Source organism: Sphingomonas asaccharolytica NBRC 15499 (genome assembly GCF_001598355.1).
GTDB lineage: Bacteria > Pseudomonadota > Alphaproteobacteria > Sphingomonadales > Sphingomonadaceae > Sphingomonas > Sphingomonas asaccharolytica.
The window spans coordinates 1-24,965 of sequence record NZ_BCYU01000011.1; the positions used below are offsets into that span (position 1 = coordinate 1).

Annotated in this window: 22 protein-coding genes; 10 read left to right on the forward strand and 12 right to left on the reverse strand. The window is 65.1% G+C overall.

Annotated features, from left to right (window positions below; all coding sequences use genetic code 11):
- Window positions 1-127: 127 nt before the first annotated feature.
- The 3 genes from SAS01S_RS04335 to SAS01S_RS04345 are packed head-to-tail and all read right to left on the reverse strand — an operon-like array spanning window position 128 to window position 3,720.
- Complete coding sequence (locus SAS01S_RS04335) at window positions 128-958, reverse strand: FAD:protein FMN transferase (RefSeq protein WP_066805411.1); 831 nt, start codon at window positions 956-958, stop codon at window positions 128-130.
- Between the two features lie 8 nt (window positions 959-966).
- A complete protein-coding gene (locus SAS01S_RS04340) occupies window positions 967-2,280 on the reverse strand; it encodes a Gfo/Idh/MocA family protein (protein WP_066805413.1) in 1,314 nt (437 codons plus the stop codon).
- A gap of 21 nt (window positions 2,281-2,301) precedes the next feature.
- On the reverse strand, window positions 2,302-3,720 hold the full coding sequence (locus tag SAS01S_RS04345) for a 3-keto-disaccharide hydrolase (protein WP_084238501.1): 1,419 nt from the start codon (window positions 3,718-3,720) through the stop codon (window positions 2,302-2,304).
- 205 nt (window positions 3,721-3,925) lie between these two features.
- On the opposite strand from SAS01S_RS04345, the gene SAS01S_RS04350 reads away from it, so the two are divergent.
- From SAS01S_RS04350 to SAS01S_RS04365, 4 genes are all read left to right on the forward strand, one after another.
- On the forward strand, window positions 3,926-4,669 hold the full coding sequence (locus SAS01S_RS04350) for a FadR/GntR family transcriptional regulator (protein WP_066805417.1): 744 nt from the start codon (window positions 3,926-3,928) through the stop codon (window positions 4,667-4,669).
- Window positions 4,670-5,085: 416 nt separating this feature from the next.
- A complete protein-coding gene (locus SAS01S_RS04355) occupies window positions 5,086-8,094 on the forward strand; it encodes a TonB-dependent receptor (protein ID WP_066805419.1) in 3,009 nt (1,002 codons plus the stop codon).
- Between the two features lie 209 nt (window positions 8,095-8,303).
- Window positions 8,304-9,509, forward strand: a complete 1,206-nt coding sequence (gene uxuA, locus SAS01S_RS04360; protein WP_066805600.1) for a mannonate dehydratase — start codon at window positions 8,304-8,306, stop codon at window positions 9,507-9,509.
- Window positions 9,502-10,806, forward strand: coding sequence for an MFS transporter (locus SAS01S_RS04365; protein ID WP_066805421.1), 1,305 nt, complete (start codon window positions 9,502-9,504; stop codon window positions 10,804-10,806). Before uxuA ends, SAS01S_RS04365 begins: the two co-directional genes overlap by 8 nt.
- A 25-nt stretch (window positions 10,807-10,831) precedes the next feature.
- Here the strand turns inward: SAS01S_RS04365 and SAS01S_RS04370 are convergent, their stop codons facing one another.
- From SAS01S_RS04370 to SAS01S_RS04380, 3 genes are read right to left on the reverse strand one after another with little or no spacing between them, the layout of a single operon-like run.
- Window positions 10,832-11,536: a gluconate 2-dehydrogenase subunit 3 family protein gene (locus SAS01S_RS04370; RefSeq protein ID WP_066805423.1), complete on the reverse strand. Its 705-nt coding sequence runs from the start codon at window positions 11,534-11,536 to the stop codon at window positions 10,832-10,834.
- Window positions 11,533-13,233 (reverse strand): GMC family oxidoreductase, encoded by a 1,701-nt coding sequence (locus tag SAS01S_RS04375; protein WP_218016245.1) that lies wholly within the window; start codon window positions 13,231-13,233, stop codon window positions 11,533-11,535. The genes SAS01S_RS04370 and SAS01S_RS04375 overlap by 4 nt, the downstream gene beginning before the upstream one ends.
- Window positions 13,230-13,961, reverse strand: coding sequence for a 3-keto-disaccharide hydrolase (locus tag SAS01S_RS04380; protein WP_169804897.1), 732 nt, complete (start codon window positions 13,959-13,961; stop codon window positions 13,230-13,232). The genes SAS01S_RS04375 and SAS01S_RS04380 overlap by 4 nt, the downstream gene beginning before the upstream one ends.
- Window positions 13,962-14,623: 662 nt before the next feature.
- Here SAS01S_RS04380 and SAS01S_RS04385 point away from each other — a divergent pair.
- The 3 genes from SAS01S_RS04385 (at window position 14,624) to SAS01S_RS04395 (ending at window position 17,724) form a co-directional block, all read left to right on the forward strand.
- The gene (locus SAS01S_RS04385; protein WP_174544934.1) at window positions 14,624-16,123 is read left to right on the forward strand and encodes a S41 family peptidase; all 1,500 of its coding nucleotides are present in this window, start codon (window positions 14,624-14,626) and stop codon (window positions 16,121-16,123) included.
- Window positions 16,124-16,219: 96 nt separating this feature from the next.
- Window positions 16,220-16,978, forward strand: coding sequence for an NUDIX hydrolase (locus SAS01S_RS04390; RefSeq protein WP_066805427.1), 759 nt, complete (start codon window positions 16,220-16,222; stop codon window positions 16,976-16,978).
- Complete coding sequence (locus tag SAS01S_RS04395; protein WP_084238504.1) at window positions 16,975-17,724, forward strand: extensin-like domain-containing protein; 750 nt, start codon at window positions 16,975-16,977, stop codon at window positions 17,722-17,724. Before SAS01S_RS04390 ends, SAS01S_RS04395 begins: the two co-directional genes overlap by 4 nt.
- A 27-nt stretch (window positions 17,725-17,751) precedes the next feature.
- Here the strand turns inward: SAS01S_RS04395 and SAS01S_RS04400 are convergent, their stop codons facing one another.
- From SAS01S_RS04400 to SAS01S_RS04410, 3 genes are all read right to left on the reverse strand, one after another.
- Window positions 17,752-18,306 (reverse strand): hypothetical protein, encoded by a 555-nt coding sequence (locus tag SAS01S_RS04400; protein WP_066591361.1) that lies wholly within the window; start codon window positions 18,304-18,306, stop codon window positions 17,752-17,754.
- A gap of 231 nt (window positions 18,307-18,537) precedes the next feature.
- Entirely contained in the window at window positions 18,538-18,825 is a 288-nt protein-coding gene (locus SAS01S_RS04405) for a hypothetical protein (protein WP_174544935.1), read from the reverse strand.
- A gap of 132 nt (window positions 18,826-18,957) precedes the next feature.
- Complete coding sequence (locus SAS01S_RS04410; RefSeq protein ID WP_066805432.1) at window positions 18,958-19,710, reverse strand: Bax inhibitor-1/YccA family protein; 753 nt, start codon at window positions 19,708-19,710, stop codon at window positions 18,958-18,960.
- Window positions 19,711-19,841: 131 nt separating this feature from the next.
- On the opposite strand from SAS01S_RS04410, the gene thpR reads away from it, so the two are divergent.
- Window positions 19,842-20,384: an RNA 2',3'-cyclic phosphodiesterase gene (gene thpR / locus SAS01S_RS04415; RefSeq protein WP_066805435.1), complete on the forward strand. Its 543-nt coding sequence runs from the start codon at window positions 19,842-19,844 to the stop codon at window positions 20,382-20,384.
- 207 nt (window positions 20,385-20,591) lie between these two features.
- On the opposite strand, the gene SAS01S_RS04420 is transcribed toward thpR, so the two are convergent.
- Complete coding sequence (locus SAS01S_RS04420) at window positions 20,592-21,128, reverse strand: superoxide dismutase family protein (protein ID WP_066805443.1); 537 nt, start codon at window positions 21,126-21,128, stop codon at window positions 20,592-20,594.
- A gap of 134 nt (window positions 21,129-21,262) precedes the next feature.
- On the opposite strand from SAS01S_RS04420, the gene SAS01S_RS04425 reads away from it, so the two are divergent.
- Window positions 21,263-22,765: a DUF4403 family protein gene (locus SAS01S_RS04425; protein ID WP_066805447.1), complete on the forward strand. Its 1,503-nt coding sequence runs from the start codon at window positions 21,263-21,265 to the stop codon at window positions 22,763-22,765.
- A gap of 81 nt (window positions 22,766-22,846) precedes the next feature.
- Here SAS01S_RS04425 and SAS01S_RS04430 read toward each other — a convergent pair whose 3' ends face one another.
- Entirely contained in the window at window positions 22,847-23,572 is a 726-nt protein-coding gene (locus SAS01S_RS04430) for a VC0807 family protein (protein WP_174544936.1), read from the reverse strand.
- A gap of 152 nt (window positions 23,573-23,724) precedes the next feature.
- Here SAS01S_RS04430 and SAS01S_RS04435 point away from each other — a divergent pair, with 152 nt between their 5' ends.
- On the forward strand, window positions 23,725-24,114 hold the full coding sequence (locus tag SAS01S_RS04435) for a DUF6632 domain-containing protein (RefSeq protein WP_066805450.1): 390 nt from the start codon (window positions 23,725-23,727) through the stop codon (window positions 24,112-24,114).
- Between the two features lie 94 nt (window positions 24,115-24,208).
- Here the strand turns inward: SAS01S_RS04435 and SAS01S_RS04440 are convergent, their stop codons facing one another.
- Window positions 24,209-24,730 (reverse strand): hemerythrin domain-containing protein, encoded by a 522-nt coding sequence (locus tag SAS01S_RS04440; RefSeq protein ID WP_066805453.1) that lies wholly within the window; start codon window positions 24,728-24,730, stop codon window positions 24,209-24,211.
- Window positions 24,731-24,965 lie beyond the last annotated feature (235 nt).

Sequence of the window (24,965 nt, forward strand, 5' to 3'; positions counted from 1 at the left end):
GGTGCCGGCGTCGCGCCCGCCGCGCCGACCGCCCAGGGCGCCGCCGCAGCGACGCCCGCGCCAGCAGTCAACGTCAGCACGCGATCGATGAACGCCCGGCGCGAAAGGTCGAAATGCTTGTCGGTCATTACGCAGCTACCCTGTCGTCAGAAGCGCGCCTTGGCGCGAAGCGAAAAAGCTGTTGGGGCCGCGCGGCGATGAGGTCGGCGGCCTGCCGTTCATCGGCGACCAGCAAAGCGGTGCTCACCATCTCGGCGAGCGCGCCCGAGCGATCAATGGCCAGCGTGCAGTGCGGCGTGGTGACCGGCGCGGCATCGCCTGGCCGGATCATCGCGGAGCGTTCGGGCGCAGCCGTGCCGGCGCCAACGGTGGAGGAGATCGACAATGCCTGGTCGATGATCTCGACTTCGATCAGCACACCATCGCCGAACGGATCGGGAAGCGCGAACGGCCAGCCACCGCCCAGCGGGTGCTCGCCGATCACCGTGACCGAGCTTTCGCCGGCGCTGAGCAGCGCTGACGCTACACCGCCCGCGCGCAGGATCGCGGCGGTGCGGTCGAGCGCGAAACCCTTGCCGAACCCGCCGAAATCGAGCGCCGACGGCCGCGTCGCCGACAGTCGTCCGCTCGCGCGATCGTACGAGAGGGCGCTCCAGCCCGAGCCGGCAAGACGGTGATCCGCCGCCGGATCGAACAGACCGAGCAATCGCGGATAGGCGGCGTCGATCGCCTCGATCGCTTCGATCAGCAACGGATCGTCGACCGCCGCACTTCTTCCAGCCATCAGCGCGTCGTTCAGGATCGTGGTCGGCGACGGCCGGTGGATCGTCAGCGCGTCGTCGACCGCTTCGATCGCTTGCCGCGCCGCCTGCACGACATCGTCATCGCAGCGGCCATAGAGATGCAGCTCGACCCGCGTCCCCATCGCGGCGAAGCGTTCGGCGCGGGTCATCGTCATCGTGCCGATCAGGCCTTCACTTCCCAGCCGGGCTCGTAATCGACCGACCACAATTTCATCGCCCCGGGGCTGGACGGCTTGCCGGTCGCCGGGTCGACGGTGAGGATCGAATTGGTCCGATAGGCCATATTGCCGAGATGGCAGAGGGTGGTACTGATATGCCCCTCCTGGATCGGCGAGGCGAGCGCACCGGCCTTGCCGCGGATCACGTCGACCAGATTGCCCATGTGCAGCACGTCGAGCGCGCCCTCGCCGACCGTATCAGTGGTCCCGGACGCCGCCTGCGCGCTGGCAGCGCGAGTCTGCTTGCCGGCCAGGTCATAGAGCTCGAATCCGTTGCGGTCGACCACCGCCGACCCCTTGGTCCCGAGCAGCAGGACGCCACGCCCGCGTCCGTAACGCAGCATGCCGTTGCAGCTGTTGCCGTCCCAGCGGATCTTGCGGCCGCCATCGTACATCAGGTCGAGCGCGAGCGTGTCGTACATTTCCCAATCGTCGCCGCGATAGAATTGGCGGGAACCCTGCGCCGACACCTTCTCGGGGTACGTCAGGCCCATCAGCCAGCGCGCCACGTCTAGCTCGTGCAGCGCATTGTTGCAGATCTCGCCGGTGCCGTATTTCCAGAACCAGTGCCAGTTATAGGGCACCAGATTGGACCGGTACGGCCCGCGCGGCCGCGGCCCCTGCCACATGTTCCAGTCGAGGTTCGGCGGCGGCGCGATCTCCTGCCCGTTGCCGATCGACTTTCGGTTGTTGGCGTACCAGGTCTGCGCCTCGTAAATGTCGCCGAGCTCGCCCGCCTTGATCAGTGCCGCCAGCTGCTGCGTCTCGCGGCTCGAGCGCTGCTGATCGCCGACCTGCAACTTGCGGCCGGTGCGCTGCTGCGTCGCGATCATCGCCTCGCCCTCGGCCGGGGCGATGCCGATCGGCTTTTCGCAATAGACGTGGCGGCCCGAATTCATCGCGTCGATCGCGACCTTGGCATGCCAGTGATCGGGCGTCGCGACCGTGACGACATCGACCGCCTTGCTGTCGAGCAGCCGGCGATAATCATGTTCGGTCCTGGGCGCCGGATTGCCCTTGGCGGTGAATTCGGCGGCCCGCTTCGCCAGGATGGCCGAATCCACGTCGACGAAATGGGTGACGGCGACGTTGGGCAGTTTCGAGAACCCACCCATATGGGCCTGGCCGCGCCCGTTGACGCCGACGATCGCGACGCGCAGCCGGTCGTTCGCGCCCTTGATCTGCGCGTAGCTGCGCGCGCTCATCGCCAGGCCGAGCGAGGCGCCGGCACCCTTCATCATCGTTCGACGGTCCAGCATCGTCACATCGTCATCCCCTCGTTAGTATTCGCGCAGCTTGATCGATCGGAAATCCACCTTGTCGCCGTGATCCTGCAGCAGGATCGGCCCTTGGTCGTCGCCGAATCCAGGAATGGAGGCGAATTTGCTCATCGCCACCAGTTTGCGGAATTCAGGCGAGCCGCGGTCATATTCGACCAGCTTGAAGCCGTTGAGCCAATGCTCGACATGGCGGCCGCGCACCACGATGACCGCACGATTCCACTCGCCGACAGCGTTGATGCGTTTGCCCGGATTGGCGGGATCAAGCAGGTTGCGCGGCGCGATCAGGTCATAGAGTCCGGCCAGCGTGCGGTCGCCGTCACGGCCCAATTTGGCATCGGGATGCCGCTCGTCGTCAAGCAGCTGATATTCGAGACCGACGTTCGAGTCCTTCGACAGCTTGGGATCGATCAGATACTTGATCCCGCTATTAGCCCCCGAGGTCAGGCGGAAATCGACCGACAACTCGAAATTGCGATAGGAATTGGCAGTCAGCAGGTCGCCGCCGCCATTGCCCTCTACCGACAGGACGCCGTCGCGGATCGACCAGCCCTTGGCGGGGAAGCCGCTGCCATGCGCCGTGCGCCAGCCGGTCCCGGTCTTGCCGTCCCAGATCAGCTTCCAGCCCGCGCGTCGCTCCCCGTCCGACAGACGGTTGGCCAGCCAGCCCTGCTGCTCCAGCCCGGTCGCCGGCAAGGCGTAGCGCGCTGGCGAATCGGTGATCACGCGGATCTTGCGGAAATGCACTTCCGGCCCCCTCACCGCTTCGGCGTCGGGCAAAGCGTGTACCTGCATCGCGATGAACCCGCGCGCATCGGTATCGTCGGCGATGTCCGCGGCCGGCACGCCGTTGATCCAGGTGCGCAGCCGGTTGCCGATCGCCTCCACACGATAATGATTCCAGTCGCCCGAACGGAAGGCGCGACGTGCCGGCTCGTTGGTGCCGAGCGAATAGAGCCAGTTGCGGCGCTGCTCGTCGTAAAGGCCGGCGCTCCAGGCGCGTGGCGAGGGGTCGATCTCGGCCTGGTAACCGAATACGACACCGTTGCGATAATCGGGGCGGCTCTGGCCGCGGATCATCATGCCCGAATTCAGCGCCGGGTCGGTCTTCGCGTCATATTCCAGAATGAAGTCGCCGTAGAGCGCGTCCGAGACCAGCCAGCTATTGCCCTTGCCGGGCACGGCCCGGCCGACCACCTCGCCATTGGCGGCCGTATACGTCGCTTTGCCACCGGTTACCCGCCAGCCCGCAAGACCGGGTCCCGGCGTCACCTCACGCCATGGGACGGCCTGCGGCGCTGCGGCCGGGGCGGGCGCGCCAGGTGCCAGCCAGAGCGCGATGGCGAATGCGGCAGCACATAGGCTCGAGGCGGTCGTTGAAATATATCGCGGCGGGGCGTGATCGTATACTGACGACATGGTTATGCCCTTTATGGTACCGCTTTATGCGGCCTCTCCGGGGACCGGCATTACTGGGCGGCCGGGCCGCATGCAAGATGTTGTCAGACCATTAAGTCGAAGTTTGCATGACATCTTGCTCGCAAGCCTTGCCAATGGCGAGGCGAGGGGAGCAAATGCATGAGGCGGTTCATCCCGCTAGTCGATTGGCGAATGAGGTTCGGGAATGGCGGCGGAACGTGGCGGCAAATTGTATCGCAAAATCGTCCACGCGATCGTTGCCGATATCTCCAGCGGCGTCTTCCCCGTAGGGTCGCGCCTGCCTGCGGAACGCGACCTGACGGAACGCTTCAAGGTCAGCCGTCCGACGGTACGCGAGGCGATGATCGCGCTCGAAATGCAAGGCCTCGTCGAAGCGCGCAAGGGATCGGGAGTTTTCGTCCTGGCGTCGTCGACCGGCGAGGTCGAGGAGGAGCTCGACATCGGCGCGTTCGAGATCATCGAAGCGCGCCGCCTGTTGGAAGGCGAGGTGGCGGCGGTCGCCGCCACCGAGATCGACGATGAACAGCTCGCCGAGTTGCGGTCGCTGCTGGCCAAGATGGCACAGGATGACGACGACGCGGCCGAGCGCGCCGATCGCCGCTTTCATATCGCGATCGCCGAGGCCACCGGCAATGCCGTAATTATTTCTGCGGTAACGGATTTCTGGGACATGCGCTTCCGCTCGCCGCTTGCGCGCGAAGTCTTGCTCAAGGCCGGCAGCCTGGGCACCGAATCGCGCATGGCCGAACACGGTAAAATCCTGGCCGCGCTCGAGGCGCGGTCGCCAGCCGAGGCCCGCAACGCGATGCGCGATCATCTCGGCCGCCTGATCGATCACTTGCTCGACGTGACGGAGACCGAGGCCGTCGAACGCGTCCGCGCCGAAACCGACAAGCGCCGCCGCGCGCTCGCCCGGCGCGCCGTCTGAACGGCCCGCCGCGCGCTCGCCCGGCGCGCCGTCTGAACGGGAATTAGGGCCGGACGTCCGCCCCACCGACCTCAACTGTGGCCTCGCCTATTGGCGGTGTATACGCCCATCGGAAATCCTTCGGGCGCGCGACTCTCCGCTTCGCACCCTGGCGCAGGCGATCGGAACTATCGCTCGCCTACCCCCCATCACGGAAATCGATCGTATCGGCCACGTTATGCCCCCTGCTGCAGCGGTGGTAGCTGGATCGCCGGCATGAGTGATTGCATGGCAGTTGCCTGACAGGCTGTCAGATAACTCTTGTCAGGTCAGACCAGTATTGTTAGCCAATCCATCACAACAAATAACCAGGATGTCCGACAGCCTGTTCGTGGGGATTGGCCGAGAGGCAGACCGGGTTCATCGGGAGAGGGACGATGGTTACCAAGGGCCGCTTTGCGCGCGGATTGCTTTTCTCGGCGAGCGTTATCACCCTGGTGTCCGGGAGTTCGGCCTGGGCGCAGGACGCGCCCCCGCCGGCCGGTCCGGCGCCTAGCACGCCCGCGGCGCCGGACACCCAGGATCAAAAGCAGGCCGATATCGTCGTCACCGGCTTCCGCGCATCGTTGAACAGCGCGCTGGCACAGAAACGGCAATCCACCGCTGCGATCGACAGCATCGTCGCCGAGGATATCGGCAAGTTCCCGGACTCCAACCTGGCCGAATCGATGCAGCGCATTCCCGGCGTCGCCTTGTCGCGCGGCGACGGCGGCGAGGGACGCAACATCTCGGTGCGCGGCCTGGGGGCGCAATTCACCCGGGTGCGCATCAATGGCATGGAAGGCGTGTCGCAGGTCAGCGGCACCGATATCCGCGGCGGCGTCGCCACCGGTAGATCGTTCGATTTCGTGACCTTCCCGACCGAGATCTTCTCGTCGCTCGCGGTGCGCAAGACGCTTTCAGCGGATGTCGAGGAGGGCTCGCTCGGCGCCACGGTCGATCTGCGCGCGCCGCATCCATTCGACCAGAAGAAGGACTTTACCTTCTCGGGCACGGCGCGCGGCATCTATAACAATTTGAGCAAGAAGGTCGACCCGCGCCTGTCGGCGCTGATCTCGAAGAAGTTCTTCAACGATACGTTCGGTATCCTTGGCAGCATCGCCTATTCGAAGCGCCATATCGACGAATATGCCTATTCGGCGGTCGATAACGTTCCGTCATACGTCTACGGCCTAGCGCAGCCGGCCGGCACCCCCAATGCGGGCGTCGTGTTCCCGTTCTGCACGCCCGTCGGCTACGTCTACAAGGGCGTCGCCGTGTCGAGTCCGGCGATTGGCTATAGCCAGCCCAACGGCGTGGCGATCGGTTCCGACGCCAACAACTGCAGTACCGGCAACCCGCGCACCAGCACCAAGGAAGCCTATGACTATGTGACGAGCCACACCGGCGTCTCCGGGAAGCCGGGCGGCGGCATCTTCCTGCCGCGCCTGCCGCGTCCGGTGCGGAGCCGCCAGGAACAGCAGCGCCTGGCCGGCACGCTTACCCTACAATGGAAGCCCGACGAGAATACCGACATTTCGATCGACGGCCTCTATTCGCGCTTCAAGGTCAATCGCCTCGATACCTATTTCGACGCACGCTCGTTCGGCCGCGCCATCTCGAACAACGGGCAACCGCTGACATCGGTCCGCGAGATCGAAGTCAATGAGAACGGGTCGCTGGTCCATGGCCTGTTCGATGGCGTCGATCTGCGGTCCGAGATGCAGAACGAAAAGTTCACCTCGACCTATCGGCAAGTGAACCTCAATATCGACCACCGCTTTTCGGATACCTTCCGGGTCTACGGTCTCGCCGGCATCAACGACTCCCTGCTCGATGTGAATCGTCTGCAGGTGGCGATCGACTCCAACGACACCCGTAACTGGTCGATCGATTTCCGCGACAATCCCAATATTCCGAAGATCACCTACGGCATCGACACCACCAACCCGGCGATGTTTCGCTATGGTCCGCCGCTCGCCAATGGCGACCAGCAAGGCCAGCTGTCGAATTTCATCCGCCGCAACCGGATCACCAGCAAGACGTTCGAGCTGAACACCGAATGGGAGGCGGCGCCGAAATTCACGATCCAGGTCGGCGGCCAGTACCGCACCAACAAATACACCGCGCGCGAGCGCCAGTTGGCGACCAACACGCCGCTCGCGCTGCCCGCCGGCGTCTCGCTCGCCGATCTCACCTTCACGACCACCGGGATCGGCAAGAACCTCGACGGCCAGCTGCAGGATTTCGTCTCGGTCGATCCGGACAAGTTCCGCTCGGCGGTGAATCTCGACAGCTATGTCTATTGCAGCATCGAGTGCGCGAAGGGCACCTATGGCGGCGTGAACGAGAAATACGGCTCGGGCTATCTGATGGTGAAATTCAACACAGAGGATACGATGCCGTTCACGCTGCGCGGCGATGCCGGCGTGCGCTACGTCCATACCAGCCTCGACACCTATGGTCCGATCACCACGGCGGCGCCGGCCGGATCGCTCTATCCGTCCCGCTTCGTTATCTCGCGCGTGAGCCGGTCCTATGACGACTGGTTGCCGTCGATCAACCTGGCGCTGGACATCACGTCGAAGCTCGTCGCCCGCGCCTCGGCCTCGCGCGTCATGTCTCGCCCGTCTTATGGTCAGCTGATCCCGGCGGGTTCGGCCAATCTCGTGATCCAGACGGCGTCGTTCAGCAATCCCTTCCTCGAACCGATCCGCGCCAACACCTTCGACGCGTCGCTCGAATGGTATTTCGCGCCGGGGTCGCTGATCTCGGTCGCCTATTTCCATAAGGACATCGAGACCTACATTCAGACCACTTCATCGAGCGTCCCGTTCCAGGATATCGGCCTGCCTTTGTCGCTGCTCAACGGCACCCAGTTGCGGCCGACCGACCAGTTCACCGTTTCGCGAAGCAACAACACGCCGGGCGGGCCGCTGAACGGCATCGAGGTAAATGTCCAACTGCCGTTCCGTTTCCTGCCGGGCTTTCTCAAGAACTTTGGCGCGCTCGCCAACTTCACGCGCGTCCGCTCCAACATCAATTACATCATCTCATCGACGATCAGCCGTAACGCGCCGCTCGTCGGGCTCTCGCCGGAAACCGCCAGCGGAACGCTTTATTACGAGGACAAGAGGTTCAGCATCCGCTCGACGGTAAACTACCGTTCGGGGTTCCTGACCGGCATTCCCGGTCCTCAGGACAGCGATGCCACCGGCAATGCCAAGTCGATCTTCGTCGATGCGTCGGCATCGTACAATCTCAGCGAGAATATCAAGCTGATCGCCGAGGTTTCGAACATTACCAACGAAACCAACCGGCTCTACACCGACACGACGCGGCAGGATCCGCTCTACACGTCCTATTTCGGACGCACCTTTGCCCTGGCCGTCAATTTCCAGTTCTGATCGACGGTTCCTCCCCTCGAGCATTGGCCGATTGCGTTCGGTCAATGCTCGCCTTTTCCGACTGGCCGCATCGGGCCGGTCGCCGGTAATGGCCTTACCAATAAATCACATTGGCCTATCATATTTCGCGGTGATAACGGGAGGGGAATTCAGTGGACTCGGCGGTCCATAGGACCAGCTTGATCAAGAAGGGTGTCAGACAAGTGCTCATGACCGAGACGATGCGGTGGTTCGGCCCGACTGACCCCGTATCGCTACGTGATATCCGCCAGGCCGGCGCAAGCGGGGTCGTCACCGCGTTGCATGAAGTCGCCAATGGCGACGTCTGGACGAAGACCGCGATCCAATCACGCAAGGCGCAGATCGAGGCTGCGAGTCTCGACTGGACGGTGGTCGAAAGCCTGCCTGTCCACGAAGATATCAAGACGCGCGGCGCGGACTGGGATCGGCTGATCCACAATTATCGCGAGAGCATCGCCAATCTCGCGGCGAGCGGGGTGCGGACGGTCACCTACAATTTCATGCCGGTGCTCGACTGGACTCGGACCGATCTCGCCTGGCCGATGCCCGACGGTGCGCTCGCATTGCGGTTCGAGCTGGAAGCGGTGGCGGTGTTTGACCTTCATATCCTCAAGCGCGACGGGGCCGCGCGCGATTATTCGAGCGAGATGGTCGACGGTGCGGCCCGCCGGTTCGCGGCAATGAACGATGACGACCGCCACGCCCTGGAGCGGACGGTAATCGCTGGCCTGCCCGGTAGCGAAGAAAGCTTCACTGTCGACCAGTTCCGCCGCGCGGTGAGTCACTATGACGGCGTCGATGCCGATGCCCTGCGCGCCAATCACATCGCCTTTCTCGAAGCCGTCTGCCCTGTAGCGGATGAGGTCGGCGTCCAGCTCGTGGTCCATCCCGACGACCCGCCCTTCCCGATCTTCGGCCTGCCCCGTGTGGTCAGCACCGAGGCGGACGTGAGGAACTTGTTCGACCGTGTGCCCAACCGTTCCAACGGCCTGTGCTTTTGCGCGGGATCGTTCGGCGTGCGCGCCGACAACGATCTGCCCGGGATGATCGATCGGCTCGGCGACCGGATTGGTTTCCTCCATCTGCGTTCGGTGCAGCGTGAGGAGAATGGCGCGTTCCATGAGGCCGATCATCTGGAAGGCGACGCCGGGATGGCCAGCATCGTATCGGCCATCCACGCGCTCCAGCAGCGCGAAGGGCGGTCGATCCCGATGCGCCCCGATCACGGGCACCAGATGCTCGACGACCTCACCAAGACGACCCTGCCCGGCTATTCGCTGCTGGGCCGGATGCGCGGCCTTGCCGAATTGCGCGGGCTCGAGCGCGGTATCGCCCACGGCGTCGTCAGCGCGTCGCGCACTGCCGACGCTTCGTCGTTGATGTCGGTTGGATAAGGGCAGCCCCGCATCGGAAGCCATCGCAGGACGGCCGGGCGGTAATGTCCGCTGGATCGTGTGCGCGTTGCTGTTCTTCGCCACGACGATCAACTATATCGACCGCCAGGTGATCGGCATCCTCAAGCCGACGCTGCAGGGCGAACTTGGCTGGTCCGAAATCGATTACGGCATGATCGTCTTCTGGTTCCAGGCGGCCTATGCGATCGGGCTGCTCGCCTGTGGGCCGATCATCGACCGGATCGGATCGAAGCGCGGTTATGCCGCCGCGATCAGCTTGTGGAGCGTGGCGGCGCTGGGCCATGCCGTGATGCGTACGCCGAGCGGCTTCTCGCTCGCGCGCTTCCTGCTGGGGCTCGGCGAATCCGCCAATTTCCCGGCGGCGATCAAGTCGGTCGCCGAATGGTTTCCCAAGAAGGAGCGCGCACTCGCGGCCGGCATCCTCAATGCCGGCGCCAATGTCGGCGCGATCGCGACGCCGATCGTCGTTCCCGCCGTGGCGCTGCGTTTCGGATGGCAAGCTGCCTTCCTCGTGACGGGCGCGCTGGGTTTCATCTGGCTGGTCTGCTGGCTGATCTTCTATCGCGCGCCCGCCGCGCACCCGCGCCTTAGTCGCGAGGAACTTGCCTATATCAACGCCGATCAGGGCGGGGCGGAGACCGGTACCCCGATCCCCTGGCGCCGATTGCTGTGGCATCGCGGCACCTGGGCGTTCGTGATCGCGAAGTTCATGACCGATCCGGTCTGGTACCTGTTCCTGTTCTGGTTGCCCGATTTCTTCGCCAAGCGGCACGGCCTCGACCTCAAGACCTTCGGGCCGCCGCTGATCGCGGTCTATCTCCTCGCCGATGTCGGCAGTGTCGGCGGCGGATGGCTTTCATCCGCGCTGATCAAGCGCGGCTACAGCGTGAATGCGGGGCGCAAGCTCGCGCTGCTGGCCTCCGCGATCGCAGTCTTGCCGATCTTCTTCGCCAGCACGGTATCGAGCGTCACCGCCGCGGTCCTGATCCTCGGCGTCGCCGCCGCGGCGCATCAGGGCTGGTCGTCGAACCTCTACACGATGGTGTCGGACACTTTCCCGCCCAGCTCCGTCGCGTCGGTGATGGGGATCGGTGGCGCGGCGGGTGCGGTCGGCGGCATGATCATGGCGCGCTGGATCGGCGACGTGCTGGAGACCACCGGAAGCTACCTGCCAGCCTTCCTCTGGGCCGGCGGCGCCTATCTGGTCGCGTTGCTGCTCGTTCACCTGCTGGTGCCCAATCTAAGCCGGCCGGCGCCGGAAGCCGCGCAACCATAGGCCAAGCGCTGGCCCGATCGAAAGATCAGGCCTTGGGCATTGCCAGGCCCATCTGGCCGATCACCTTCTCAAAATGCGCCAGCGCCTCGGGCGTGGGGCCGGGATAATCGCCCGGGGTCGGCTGATCGCCGATATATCCCATGTCGGCCTTGCCCTCGGGCAGGCTGTAGAAACCGAGCACGAACAGGTACCGCAGCTTGTCCATGAACTGGACGGGCGCCGTCATCCTGGCGACCGGATTGGCGACGGTGAGCGCGTCGAGCAGCTCGGCGCGCTGTGCGGGCGTGAGCGCGACGAAGACCGCGCCGTGCGTCGCCCAGCTCTGCGCATCGAGCCAGGTCAGCCCGCCCAGCACTTCCGCCCGATCCTTCAACTGGGTCGGATAGGGGGCGCTGATCCATTCGTCGATGAACGCCCCGACCCCGAGCTTGCCCGCGCCCGGCGACTGCGCGTCGGCGGGAAGGATCAAGTCGCCCAGCAGGTCGACCATCGCCCGCTGCGCCTTGGTGAAGGTCAGCGGCCACGGCACCACCGGCTTCGTCAGATCGGGATCGCGGCCATAACCCTTGGCGGGAGCTGGCGGCGGGATGGCCGCAGGCCAGTCGGCGATGACGTCGAAGGGCGGCGGCGTGCCCTCCCCAGCCGCCAGCGCCGGCGGCACCCAACGCGCGATCGGCAGGGCCGCGGCGGCCATCATCCATTGCAGGGTGGTGCGGCGCGAGAAGGTCACGCGAAAGCTCCCGACTTCATCTGGGCAGCGAGCCGCTCCGAAGCGCGGAGCGCCAGCGCGAGGATGGTGAGCGTCGGGTTCTTGTGCGCCCCCGACGCGAAGATCGAGCCGTCCATCAGCACCAGGTTGCCGACGTCCCAGGTCTGGCCATAGCTGTTGACCACCGACGAGCGGGCATCCGGCCCCATCCGTGCGGTGCCCAGTTCGTGGATGATCTCACCCCCGGCGGTGATGAGTTGCTCGGGCGGCAACTCCGGACCGAGGATGGCGGCGTTCATCCGCTTGAACACGGCGTGCGCGCTCCGCTGGCCATGCGCGACCTGGTTCAGCTCGTGCTGCGACCAGCGGAAGGCGAAGCGCAGCACCGGGATGCCGAACCGGTCCTTGGTCGTCGGATCGATCTCGCAGAACGTGTCCTTGTTGGGAATCATCTCGCCGCGCAACGTCAGGCTGATCGTCGCGCCCGAGGCGCTGCGCACCGCCTTCTTCAGACCGGCGCCCCATACTCGCGGCAGGGCAGCCGCCGGCGGAATGCCGAAGCGTCCGCCGATCTCGAAATGATAGCCGCGCGGGAAATCGAGCGTGCCGTTCTTCTGTTCCTTGTACAGCCAGAACGGGATGTAGATGTGCTGCCCGCCAATCCCGTCCTCGTTATAGCGCGGCCGGTTGGCGAGCGCGGGGACATAGGCGCGGAACGACGCGCCGGTCGAATCGGTGAGGTTGCGCCCAAGTTGACCGGAGGTATTGGCGAGGCCGCCGGGCGCGGAATTGAGCAGCAGGCGCGTGGTCTCGCAGGTCCCCGCCGCCAGCACCACGACGCGTGCCTTGGCCTGATGGCGCATGCCAGTCTTGCGGTCGACATATTCGACCCCGGCGGCGCGGTTGGCGCCTGCCATCACGACCCGCGCGACCATCGCATCGGTCACCACCGTCAACCGCCCCGTTGCCCGCGCCATCGGAAGGAAGGAGGTGGTCGTCTGGAACATCGCGCCGATCGTGCAGCCGCGCGCGCAGGGAGTCGCGTTGAAGCAGGCGCTGCGCGGCGCGACGTCGTTGGGCATGTCGCGAGTCAGCACCGCCGTGTGCGCCGCCCGCACCGGAATCCCGATGTTCTCGGCCGCCGCCTTGATCAACATCTCGGTGACGCGCGGCTTGGGTGGCGGCATCAGGCAACCGGGCGGTGAGTCCGGGTGATTCTCCAGCTCGATCCGCCCGCCATTGACGCCGATCATCTTTTCGACGCGGTCGTAGAACGGCGCGATATCGTCATAGCTGATCGGCCAGTCCACGCCATGGCCGTCGCGCGAGAAGGGCTTGAAATCGTATGGACCCCAGCGCGGGACGTGCCGGCCCCAATGGTTGGTGCGCCCGCCCAGCATGCGCGACCGGTACCAGCGGAAAGTAGTGCCCTCGCGCATCGTGTAGGGCTCGCCCTCGACTTGCCAGCCGCCGCCGACCGTCGCGTCGAAATAGCCGAACGGCTTGTCGGGCGTAGCGGCGCCGCGCAGCGGAGCATCGCTCTCCGGCGCCATCATGTTGACCTCCTTCTGGGGATCGTAGTCGCGCCCGGCTTCGAGCAGCAGGCAGCGCAGCCCGGCCTTGGTCAGGATAAAGGCGGCCATGCCGCCTGCCGCGCCCGATCCGACGATGATCACATCGGCCGTCGCGCCGGCCGGGTCGATCGCGCCGCTCGTCACTTGACGATCCGGCGGATTTTGATGTTGCGGAAGGCGACTGATCCGCCGTGATCCTGCAGACCTATGACGCCGCTGTCGAAGGTGCCGAACAACGGCATGGTGGCGAATTTGGATGCCGCCACACGCTTGCGCCAAGCATCGTCGCCAAAGCTCACGTCCGCGGTGAGCACGCCGTTCAGCCACTGCCGGATATGTCCCGGCTCGACCAGCAGCCGCGCGTGGTTCCAGCTGCCGGCGGGGTGCGCCGCGCCCGGCGGCGGCACCGTCATGTCATAGAGCGATCCGGCCCGATGCGACGGGATCTTGCCGTCGGGATGCCCAATATCGTCCAGGATCTGCATCTCCAGCCCGGTTTCGTAGATGTTCCTGGTCTGTGGCACGTTGCGCGCGAGATAAAGGACTCCGCTGTTCGCACCGGGCGCGACCTTCCAGTCGAGCGCCAGTTCGAACGTGCCGTAGGTGTCGGCGGTGACGAGGTCGTTGCCACTCATCTTGCCGCTGTTCGCGGTCAGCATCAGCGTGCCGTCGCGCACCGACCATGCCGGTGTCGGTGCGCCACCGCGATAGGATCGCCAACCCATGAGGTCGCGGCCGTCGAACAAGAGCCGCCAGCCTTGCGCACGCTCCCTGGCGGTGAGCGTGTTGGGCGCGTCACGCGACGGGCCGGCCTGAGCGGGAGCCGCTGCCGTCGCCAGAAGACAAAGAAACGCACAGCCAAGTCCACGCATCAGCTCTCTCCCAAGGCTCACCGCTCCCCGCCGGCTCGACGACATGCTCTAGGGCCTCGTCCGCTAATTGAACAAGTATCTTTATTTAATGCAATGCGTTGCGGCGGACTGATGCGCGTGCCCCCTTTTCTAACGGGGTACCGCAGCCGGTGCCCCTCGACATCCCACACCTCGACCGGGCCGAGGTTCAGCGCCTTCACCTTGGCCTCGATCTTCGGGAGGCTGAAGGGCCTGTCCTTCCGGAAAGGGGGCTTGCCGCTAAGAGAGCCTTGTCGTGCCGCGACCCCGCTCAGCGCCTAAGGTAGGGTAGCTTCTATCAAGTGCACGTGCCTTCGTTCATGTCGGGCTGAGACGAAGGCTGCGTAAGAAGTAGGTATAAAGCTGTCGGCTCATTCCCCTTACACTGATTGCTGTCTGATTGCTCCCTTGGCAAGGCGGCTAAGATGCAGGTCGCGCACCTTATAAGCCGTTATAACTGAAGCTCTAAATCCGTGGCAAAAGAGACTTACTCCTCCGATACATAGAAGGCATCCATGTCGATACGGATGATCTTACGTACCACAACGGACGAAATGACGCAGGGTCAGGCCCTTGGCAACTGCCGACGACCGGCGCAGGATGGCGCCGGGGCTCGCAAGGGGCGCCGGGTTGAGAGGGGTCGTATGAGGAATAGTCGCTTTGGCAGGGGCTTGAGCGCGATCGCCGCGCTCGCGATGGTTTCGAGTTGCGGTGGCGGCGGTACCGGCAGCATCGGGTCGGGCGGTGACGGCACGCCGACACCAACCCCCACTCCAACGCCGACCGCGACTCCGACGCCGACCGCGGGCTGCACGTTGCGCGAACGTCAGGATTGGGCCTTCGCGCAGCTCAAGGAATGGTATCTGTTCCCCGACACGTTGCCGGCCAGCCTGGACCCGACGCCCTATACGTCGGTCGAGGATTATATCGACGCGCTGACCGCGACCGCCCGCGCGCAGCACAAGGATCGCTATTTCACCTATCTGACCTCGATCGCCGAAGAAGACGCTTATTACAATTCCGGGTCGAGCGCCGGCTTCGGCGTCCGTCTCGGGCTGACCAGCACGAATCGCCTGTTCGTGACCGAAGCGTTCGAGGGCGGGCCCGCGCTGGCGGCGGGGATCGATCGCGGCACCGAGATCGTTGCGATCGGCACCAACAGTTCGAATCTGCGCAACGTCAGCGATCTCATCTCTGGTTCGGACACGAGCGCGCTGAGCAACGCGCTCGGCCCCGATACCGCGGGTACGTCGCGCGTGCTCCGAATAACCTCGCTGACCGGCGCGACCAGCACCGTCACGGTGACCAAGACCCAATTCGCGCTCGATCCGGTATCGAGCCGCTATGGCGCCAAGATCATCTCCGATGGCGGACAGCAATTCGGCTATATCAACCTCAGGACCTTCATCAATCCGGCCGAGCAGCCGTTGAAAGACGCTTTCCTGCGGTTCAGGACCAATGGCATCACCAACATCATCATCGACCTGCGCTACAATGGCGGCGGGTTGATCTCGGTCGCCGACCTGATGGGTGATCTGATGGGGGCCAATCGCGCGCCGACCGACGTCTGGGAATATATGACCTTTCGCCCCGAGAAATCGGCCCAGAACAGCAACCACACCTTCACGCCGATGTCGCAGTCGATCGCGCCGACCAAGATCGCATTCATCGGCGGCGGCGGCACCGCGTCGGCGAGCGAGCTGGTGATCAACGGTATGGTGCCCTATCTCCACGCCAATGCTGGCCTCATCGGCTCGAACACTTATGGCAAGCCGGTCGGCCAGATCGCGCTCGACAAGAGCGCGTGCGACGACCGCTTCCGCGTCATCGCCTTCGCGATCCAGAATGCGGCGCATAACGGCGCCTATTATGACGGCCTCGCCAGCTTCATGGAGGCGAGCTGCCAGGCGAGTGACGACATTTCGTACCAATTGGGCGACCCGAATGAGCAATCGACGCGCCGCGCGCTCGATTATCTCGAGGGCAAGAGTTGTACCCCGGTAACCGCAAGCGCCGGCACCAGCGCGGCCGGCGGACCGCCACATGCAGCCAAGGCCCAGCTGTCAGTGACAGAGCAGGCGCGCGAATTGCTGACGCCCGATCGGCCGTCGACGCCGCAGCGCGAAGTGCCGGGGCTGTTCTAGGTCCGGGCAGCGAAAGGACGCCATCCACGAGGGGTCGAGCAAGGGGAAGGTTGGCAAGAGGTTGCGACGGGCCGGCTATGGCCTAAGTTGGCCGCAATGCCCGAAAACCAGTCTCCTATCCCCGCCGCGACCCTAATCCTGATGCGCGATCGCGGCGGCATGCCGCCCGAAATTCTGATGGTCGAGCGCGCCAAGGCGATGGTGTTCGCTGGCGGCGCCCTGGTCTTTCCGGGCGGGCGAGTCGATCCGGGCGATCGGGCACTGGCGGCCGAACTGGGCCGCGATGCCGAGGATGCGCCGGCACGGATCGCCGCGATCCGCGAAACGATCGAGGAAGCGGGCGTCCCGGTCGGCCTCAGCCCGGCGCCCGACGCTGCGACACTGATCGCGCTGCGCGAGGGCCTTCATGCCGGCGAAGCGTTCGGGCTGTTGCTCGATCGCCATGGCCTGTCGGTCGATCTCGACGCCTTGATTTGGTTCGCGCGCTGGCTGCCCGCGCACGCCCATATGCGGATCTTCGACACGCGCTTCTATCTCGCGCGCGCGCCGGAGAACGCCGCGGCGGCGACGGTGGATGCGACGGAGAATGTGCGCCTATTCTGGGCAAGCGCGGCTGAGGTATTGGCGGAATGCGATGCCGGCCGCGCGACGGTGATCTTCCCGACCCGCCGCAATCTTGAACGGCTGGCGCAATATGGCAGCTTCGACGTAGCCGTCGCTGCCGCATACGCCTTTCCGCCGCGCACGATCACGCCGTGGAGCGAAGAGCGCGAGGGCGTGCCGCATCTCTGCATTCCCGACGATCTCGGCTATCCGGTGACGAGCGAAATCCTGCATTCGGCGATGCGGGGATGACACGCCGCCGCAGGCGCCGTGCGCGCCGGACGCGCCGAGTTGAGCGGCGCGGTTGGACCACGCTCGCCCTTTTCGCCGCATTGTTCGTGCTCGTGCTCGCCGTGCTCCATTTCCGCAACCGGCCGCAAGATCTGCCCTGGACTCCGCTCGATCTCGGCCAGCCGGTCGGGCTGTTCACCGGGAGCAAACTCGCCGCGCTCGACGCCGATTATCCGCAATGCCGCGCGCTGCTGGAACGTGCCGGCGTCCACTTCGCCGAACTCGAGCCGATCGAGAAAGGACAATGCGGCTATGCCGATGCCGTGCGGCTCGATCCCGGCGGCGCCCGCGCGATTGGGTTCGATCCGGCCAAGCCGGGCATGGCATGCTCGGTCGCCGCGGCGCTATCGATGTGGGAATGGAATGTCGTCCAGCCCGCCGCCTTGCGCCATTTCGGCAGCCGGGTCGCGACGTTCGACCATTTCGGAACCTATAATTGCCGCCCGATCGCGGGCAGTACGCATCTCAGCCAGCATTCCTATGCGCGAGCGATCGACATTGCCGGGTTTGTGCTGGCGGATGGACGGCGGATCACGGTCGCGCGCGACTGGCAGGGGGATGACGAAAAAGCGGGATTCCTGCGCGAGGTTCGCGATGGCGCGTGCGGGCTGTTCTCGACCACCTTGTCGCCTGACTATAACGCCGCGCATCACGACCATCTGCATCTCGACGAGCAGCCGCGCGGCGGGTGGCGGGCCTGTCGCTGAGCAGCGTCGGGCCCGCCTTAAGGGAGTTCAGTTAGGCAAAGCCGCCGAGGTGTCGACCTTTTCGACCCAGGCCGGGAAGAAGCTCGGCTGGCGGTTCGACCAGCCGGACGCGGTCGCCGCGGCCTCGCTGATCGACTGCAGCAGCTTGCGCCGCAGATCGGGATGAAGGTGCGGCAGTGCCGCCGCCGCGCAGAAGGCGCCGGGCAGCCATGGCCGGACCTCGGCACCGATCAGGCGCTCGTAGAGGAAGCGATAAGCCGAGAAGGTCGTCAGCCGTCCCTGCCCCAGGTCGAACGCGCTGACCGTGATCAGCGGCGCCATGAAAATCTCGACCGAGTCGAGGCCGCTATCGTCAGGGACGATCGTGCGGATCTCGTCGAGCCGGTCATAGACACGCGCCTGGGCACGAATCGATGCCGCCTCCACGGTATCGCGCGACCAGCGCGACAGCGCGTCCTCACGCTCCAGCCCGACATCCAGGCTACGGCGCACATAACGTTGCGTCGCTGCTGAAAAGCCCGCGAATTCTTTAATTTCGGCCAATGTCATCGCGCCGTCGGCCGGTCTCTTACTGGCACTCATCTCGAACACCCCACCCGCTTACCAATGGAAGGGCATGATGCGCTCATATGGTTAACGCCATGCTTAACGCCTCGTCGCCCTGCGTTAAGCATGGAATCATAGACCGTGCTGCGGCGCAACAAAGTTTGCGACGAAGCGAGCTCTACGCGCAGATCGGTAGGAAAGTGAGGGTTTTGGGCAACGCTTTGTTACGCAACCGGCGTCGGGAACGCCGGTTGCGGGATCCGCGGATCAGCTGTCTTCCTGACGCTCCGCCTCTGCGGCTGCGTCGAAGCCCGAGGATTTGGGCGGCTCACCCTTGTCGCCCGGCTGCGTCGCGGAGGGCGGGTCGGACGCATCCATCGATTCGTCAAGCCCGCGATCGAGCTTGGCGTCCTCATTCTCCGGATTCTTCTCGAGCCGCTTTTCGATCGATTTGTCCTGCCCGGCGTCCTGACGAGGGTCCTGCGCGACTTGCTCGACGCTATCGCCCTGCCGATCATTTTCCAGGTCGCGGTCGGTCGCTTGATTGTCGGTCACGTCACCCTCCTACACGGCCATCACCGGCCTGATGTTACGCAAGCAAAACGTCTGGGCGACGAGGGATGTTCCAACGAAAAGGCCTGGCGGATCGCTCCGCCGGGCCCGTTTCGTGTCGCTGTCGTTTGCCGGTTAGTTGCGGCTCGAGCCGAACAGCCGGAGAACGAATAGGAACATGTTGATGAAGTCGATATAGAGGCTGAGCGCTGCCATGATCTTGGCGCGTCCCTCATCCGCAGTCCCAGCGACGTAGCTGTAAATCGCCTTGGTCCTCTGCGTGTGCCACGCGGTGAGGGCAGCGAAGATCAGCACGCCAACGACGCTGATGACCTTCTCCATCGCCCCCGAGTGGAGCAGCAACTGGTTGACCAGCATCGCAACGATGATGCCGATTACGCCAACGATCATGAACGACCCGACTGCCGTCAAATCCCGCTTAGTCGTGTAACCGTACAGGCTCAGTCCCGCGAAGCCCGCCGCTGTGGCGAAGAACGCGCCGGCGATCGACGAAGCGGTATAGGCGATGAAAATCGTCGAGAGCGACGCGCCGAGCAAGGTCGCATACGTCCAGAACAGCGCCTGAAGCGTGCCCGCCGACATCCGCGACTGACCAAAGCTCATCGCGAAGACGATGCCGACCGGCGCCAGCGCGACGATCCAGCCGAGCGGCGACAAACCGCGCGTCTGCATGTTGATCAGCACCTGCCACGCGCCCGAATAGGCGACGCCCATCGCGACGACGCCCGTCAACAGCACGGCCGAAGCCATATAATTATAGACCGACAGCATGTACGATCGCAGCCCCGCGTCGTACACGGCGCCGCGCGCGTCCGTTGCCACGCCGAAGGGCGCTGCGCCGGACCGGGGATCAGACCAATTGGCCATCGAAAACTCCTTTGCCCGGCCACAACGGCCGGATGCGGCCAATATCGTTGGTCCTGGTGCGCTATTCAAGCGAAACACGACACCCAGCAACATTCGGAAACAATCGGCAAATGAGTTAAGGCCGTCGGACCATGCATCGCCTGTTCGTCGCGCTCCGTCCGCCGCCCGACATCCGCCGCCGTCTGACCGAACCGATGGGCGGCGTGCCGCACGCGCGCTGGCAGGATGACGAGCAGCTCCATTTGACCATCCGCTATATCGGCAAGGTCGACCGGCCGATGACCGAAGACGTCGCGCTGGCGCTGGGGCAGGTCCATGCCGCCTCGCCACGCGTGGCGATCCATGGTGTCGGCGCGTTCGACAAGAAGGGGCGAGTCGACGCTTTATGGGCGGGCATCACGCCGCACGACGACCTGGCGCGATTGCACAAGAAGGTCGACCAGGCGCTGGTCCGGCTGGGCCTGGCGCCCGAGGGACGTGCCTATCTGCCGCACGTCACGCTCGCCCGCATTCCGCGCAGCGCCGGCGTCGGGCCGACGATCGAGCGCTGGATCGCCGATCATGCGGCGTTTTCGAGCGAGCCGTTCGAGTTCGGGCATTTGACGCTCTACGAAAGCCATCTGACCGGTGAAGGCGCGCGGTACGAACCGGTCGCGCGCTGGGCGCTGGATTGAGGCGCTCACGTCAACCCCCGAGCGAGCGGGATGACATCTTAAACGCATCGACCACACCTTCAATTCGTCATGCCGGGCTTGTCCCGGCATCCACAGGGCAGCTAAGCCCGTTCATCTAGTCTCCTGTCCCGCGCTTGCGGCCCGGTGGACCCCGGCACAAGGCCGGGGTGACGGCTGGGGGTTAGACGCGGGGACGCCGTCCAAACCCTATTCCTTGGCCAGCACGCCGCAGGCGACCCGCGCGCCGCTATTGCCCGACGGATCGGTCTTCAAATCGTCGGCCGCCGCATGGATCACCATCGCCGCTCCATCTGCATCCATCAGCGCGTCGAAGCTCGCGGCCGCCAGCCGCGTGGTCAGCGTGCCGCGTCCGTCGGCGCCGATCATCAAATTGGGCATATCGCCTTCGTGCGGGCCCTGCGGGTTCATCGATCCGTGCTTCATGTTGGTCGGGTTCCAATGCCCGCCCGCGCTGGCGAAATCAGGGCCCTCGCATTTGCCGACCGTATGAAGATGGGCGCCGTGCATTCCGGGCGGCAGATCGCTTGCATCGACCGACACGCTCAGGCCGCCGTCGACCTCGCGCACCGTCACCTTGCCGACTTGCTTGCCCGCCGCGGTCATCAGGGTCGCGGTCGCGATCCGTCCCGCCGCCACGGGCGGGGTTTCCGTGCTCGTCCCGTTTGCCGTGCATCCCGCCAGCATCACCGGTGCGACCGCCATCATCGCCGCCAGTCCGCGCATCCCGTTTCTCCCTGTGGTCCGATCGCGACAAGTATCGGCGCGGCGGGATTGTTCCGCAAGCGTTGCGCGGCGGCGATTTTGCTCGCGGCCCGACCGCTCCATGCTATCGGAGCAGCGAACAGGGAGGACGAATTATGCGCGGCAAGTGGTTGCTGTTGCTCACGATCGCGCTGGCGGCATGCAGCCGCGACCATAACGATCCGCGGCCGCCACGGGTCGATTCGGCGCCGGTGATGCCAAAGCTCGCTTCCACTTTGGTCGTGCCGGTCGACGTGCGGCTCGCCGACCTGGAGAGCGAGCTCAACCGCGCCACGCCGCAGACGCTATGGTCGATCGACCAGCGCGAGGAGAAATGCGTGCCGGCGCAACGCCTGACCGCCTGTGCGATCAAGCGCAAGGACGGCAGCTGCCGGATCGGCATCAAGAAGCTGAAAGTCACGCCCGACCTGTCGTGCCGCATCGTCGGCCAGGTAACGCGCGGGCGCATCGCGCTGGGCGGTAGCGGGGGCAATATCGTCATCACCTTGCCGGTCCGCGCCACGGTCAGCGCGCAGGATGTCGGCGGGATCATCAAGCGCGAGACCGCGACCGGCGCCGCCAGCGTCCGCGCGGTGGCCAAGCTCGGCATGACTCGCGCCTGGCAGCCGACCGCGACGGTGCGCATCGCCTATGACTGGACCAACCCGCCCGGGGTCACGATCCTGGGCAAGCGCATCACCTTCGTCAGCAAGGCCGATGCGAAACTGGCGGGCGTGATCGCCGGGCTGGAACGCAGCCTGCCACAGCAACTCGCCAAGGTTCAGGTGCGCGACAAGGTGGCGGCGGCCTGGCGCGGGGCGTTCAGCACCCTGCTGCTCAATCGCGATAAGCCGCCGGTGTGGATGCGCGTCACCCCGCAGCGGCTGGGGGTACAGGGCTATAGCGTGCAGGGCCGCAACCTGCTGCTGACCATCGCGGCGGAAGCGAATGCGGAGACGTTTGTCGGGATCAAGCCCGACGCGCCGCCACCCGCGCCGCTACCCCCCGCCTCTCCCCGGATCGGGCAGCGCGGGCTCAGGTTCAACATTCCGGTGCTCGCCGATTATGGCGAGCTGGAGCCGGTGGTCGAACGCGCGCTGGCCAAGCGCGCCGCGCGCGGCATCACTCTGCCCAAGCTCGGGGCGGTCGACGTCAAGTTCGGCGACGTGACGATCTACGCGACCGACAATGGCCGGCTGGCGGTCGGCGTGCCGGTTCGCGCGAAGTTGCAGAGCGGCTATCTCGGCGAGCGGCGCGGCGAGGTCTGGCTGACCGGCCTGCCGTTCAACGAACCCGATTCCGAAGTGATCCGGGTCGATGCCCTGCAGATCAAGACGCGCAGCGACAGCAAGGCGGTCGACCTGCTGGTCGCCTTGTTCACCGATCCCGATACGATCGGCTCGATCCAGGCCGCGCTGACCGAGAATTTCGCCAAGGATTACGACCATGTCCTGACCGCGGCGCGGCGCGCGCTGGCCGAGCGGCGCGAGGGCGATTTCCAGCTCTCCGCCAAGATCGACGAGGTCCATCATGGGCGGATCATGGTGACCGGAGCGGGCCTGTTCCTGGCGGTCGAGGCGCGCGGAGCGGCGAGCGTCCTGTATCGCCCGCGGCGGTGAGTGGGGGTCCAACGGGAGGCAGGCCGAGAAGCTGGAGCCTCAATCCGATGCGGTAGTCCGCCACGGAGCTTGACCGTCACGTTATCGGATCGCCACCGACCCTTCCCCGCTGGCCTCGCCGCTAGCCGAAAGCTGCGCGGCGGCCGCCCTGCGCTCTTCCCCGCGGCGTCTCGCGCGCTGGCCGTAGAGGAAGGTCCATAGCGTCAGCGCGCCCATCGTGGCGTAGCCGACGATCGGTCCGACGATCAGATAGGTGCGGATGGTCAGTGCGAAGACCAGCGCCACCGACACCGCGACATTGGCGAGCAGGCCCAGGCCCCACACCAGGGTCATCACCGTCATCGTCCGGCGGAAACCGGCATGGACCTGGAGCGCCTCGAACGCCTGCGCCTCGTCCTCCGACTTGCGCCGCATGCTCGCCCGCGCGAGCTGGTAGATCAGCGGCTTGCCGATCAGCGCCGAGCCGAGAAAGACGAGCCCGATGATCCCGGTGACGAGGTTCTCGCGCAGCTGGAGGAACTTGGCCCCGCCGCCGCCGATCATCGCCAGCAGCGACAGCACGATGCCGGCCACCACCAGCACCGACAGCGCATCGACCCGGCGATGACGCGCGAACTCGACCAGGCTCCACGCGATCGGCGGCGCCGACGACGCAAGCAGCGCGCGCACCTCGCCGAGCGGGGCTTCGGCGTAGGAATAGATCACGAAGGGCAGGATGAAATTGACCAGCGCCTCGACGAGGACGTGGGCGCCGTTGGTGCGCAGGTGGGAGAAGAGGCGAGTAATCGGCTTTGTTTCGGTATTCACGCAGGCGTCCTTGCTGTCCGCGCAAGGATAGGGCCGTAGACGAATGGGACAAGACGGCTGGCGAGAGCGTCACCGCGAACAGGCAGTGGCCGGGCAACGGGCTTGCAAGGCTCGGCAAATACGGTCAGCCTGCCTGCGGGGAGGACCGTCCAATGATCGGCAAGTATAGCCTGTTGCAAATTGCACTGTTCGTGTTCGGGCTCGTGTCCTGCCTGCTTTATCCGCTATCGATCGTCTGGCCGTCGGGCTGGTCGTGGCACGCCGGAGCGCCGATGGCGTCGCATTATTTCATGATGATCGTCGGCGTGTACGCGACGCTGGGCGTCTTCCTGATGCTCGCGGCGCGCAATCCCGCCGCCAATGCCTCGCTGATCTGGTTCGCGGTGGTGTCGAGCGCGGTGCATGCGCTGATCATGGCGGTGCAAGCCGCCGGCGATCCGATGCAGCACGGCCACCTGCTCGGCGACGTGCCGGCGTTGTTGATGGTGGCGGTGGTGCTTGGGGGATTGATGGTGACGCAGGGGCGGCGCCTCAGCGCTTAATCGCACGCGTCTAGCCTCAAACCCAGACGCCGGGCCGTCGCGGAACAGCGGCCAGACAGCTGATGTGCTCCATGCCGCGGCAGATGTAGGTCAGTTACCGAGCAGGCTGGTGATCCTTGACCCATTCCTTCGGGTCTTTGTCGACAGGTGTCACACCCGTGATGTGATCGGCCTCGAACGAGGCGAAACGGATGCCCAGCGCATGGCGCTCCTCGACGCTGGCGTGGCGACGGAAATCGGTCAGTCCTTGCCGCTCCTCTTCCGCCATGTGCTTGCTGTTCGCCTCGTTGCACTTGCCGACCGCCGCGAACCAGTCGGCGCTGCCAACCGCATGCTTGTCTACTTCCTCGCCGGTGTCGCGGATCTCGTTATGGTCCTCGATCGCATCCTCGGTTTCGTCGGCCGCGCTGTCGGCGTCGTTTCCGCCGGTGCCGATCTCCATCAAGCGCGGATAGAAGAAGCGCTCCTCCGCCTCCGCATGCGAATCCAGCAGGTTACGCAGTCGCTTCCAGATCGCACCCAATGCCACCTTGTCGCTCGCATCGATCTGTTCGATCAGCGAGAATAGTTTGCGCTGCTCGGCATGCTCGTCGAGGATCAACTGCGTAATGTCCATGAGGGCTGGTTCCTTTGTTTCGGCATCAACGCCCGGCGATCGATTAGGCCGCAAAGCTTCTTGCGAGCCAGGGACGTGGGCGCACAGGCCCGCCCCACTTGGGTTCAGTTCGGCGCGATTGAGACATTGCGTTTTGCCCGAAGGCGGTCAGGATGAGAAAAACCGCCTTGGAGCAACAACATGATCCTGCGAGCAGCGACTGTACTTGGCCTTTGCTCGACGGCGGCCATGGCAT